This is a genomic window from Sinorhizobium sp. NG07B (assembly GCF_002532005.1).
In the GTDB taxonomy this organism is placed as follows: Bacteria; Pseudomonadota; Alphaproteobacteria; order Rhizobiales; family Rhizobiaceae; genus Sinorhizobium; species Sinorhizobium fredii_C.
Genome location: NZ_NWTD01000046.1, coordinates 1 through 1,069 on the forward strand (window position 1 = coordinate 1; position 1,069 = coordinate 1,069).

The 1,069-nt window shown below is 59.9% G+C and carries 1 pseudogene; it reads left to right on the forward strand.

The features are described 5' to 3' along the window. Nucleotides 1-1,051: pseudogene (locus CO664_RS30000) on the forward strand (IS3 family transposase); the annotation flags it as partial. Between the last annotated feature and the right edge of the window lie 18 nt (nucleotides 1,052-1,069).

A 1,069-nucleotide genomic window follows, 5' to 3' on the forward strand; every position in this document is an offset into this window, starting at 1 on the left:
GCATGGAGGTGTCGGAAGCCAAGCGGCTGAAGACGCTGGAGGACGAGAACACGAAGCTGAAGCGGCTTCTGGCGGATTCGATGCTCGACAATGCAGCTTTGAAAGACCTTTTGGGAAAGAAGTGGTGACGCCCGCAGCCCAGCGGAACGCTGTCGCGCATCTGATGGGTCACCATGGGATGAGCGAACGGCGGGCGTGTAAAGCCATCGGCTTTTGCCGGATGACGATGCGGTACGAAACCAGGCGCAGCGACGATCAGGGCCTTCGCGAGCGAATGAAGGTGTTGGCGCATGAACGCCGCCGCTTCGGCTATCGACGCCTTCATGTGCTGCTCAGGCGCGAGGGACACCTTGTGAACCACAAGAAGCTCTTCCGGCTCTATCGGGAGGAGAAGCTGACGGTGCGCAAGCGCGGCGGTCGCAAGCGAGCGATAGGCACACGAGCACCGATGCTGATCCCGATGGCCACCAATGATCGTTGGTCGCTCGACTTCGTGTCGGATCAACTCACCGATGGACGCAGGTTCCGGGTTCTAACGGTCGTCGACGATTGCACGAGGGAATGCCTGGCGCTCGTCGCGGATACATCGCTTTCCGGTCTGCGCGTTGCCCGTGAGCTGGATCGGATCATCGAGGAGCGCGGCAAGCCCAGGATGATCGTCAGTGATAATGGCAGCGAGTTCACCAGCAACGCGATCCTGCAATGGACGGACCGGATCAAGGTCGATTGGCACTACATCGCGCCCGGTAAGCCGATCCAGAATGCCTTCATCGAAAGCTTCAATGGGCGGCTGCGAGACGAGCTCTTGAATGAAACCCTCTTCTCGTCACTGACCTATGCTCGCTCAGCGCTTTCAAACTGGCGCAGCGATTACAACGATCACCGACCGCACTCTGGCCTCGGCTGGCTAACACCGGCCGAGTTCGCTCAGACCATCAACCCGCGACGTGCTGCGGTGCTGCGCAGCCGAAATGGCTCCGCACCGCAACCCGCCGCTACCGCCCCAAATACAGCAACCCAAAACCGCAGGAGCGAACTCAAAACTGGATAAAACTTGGGGGCAAGGTCA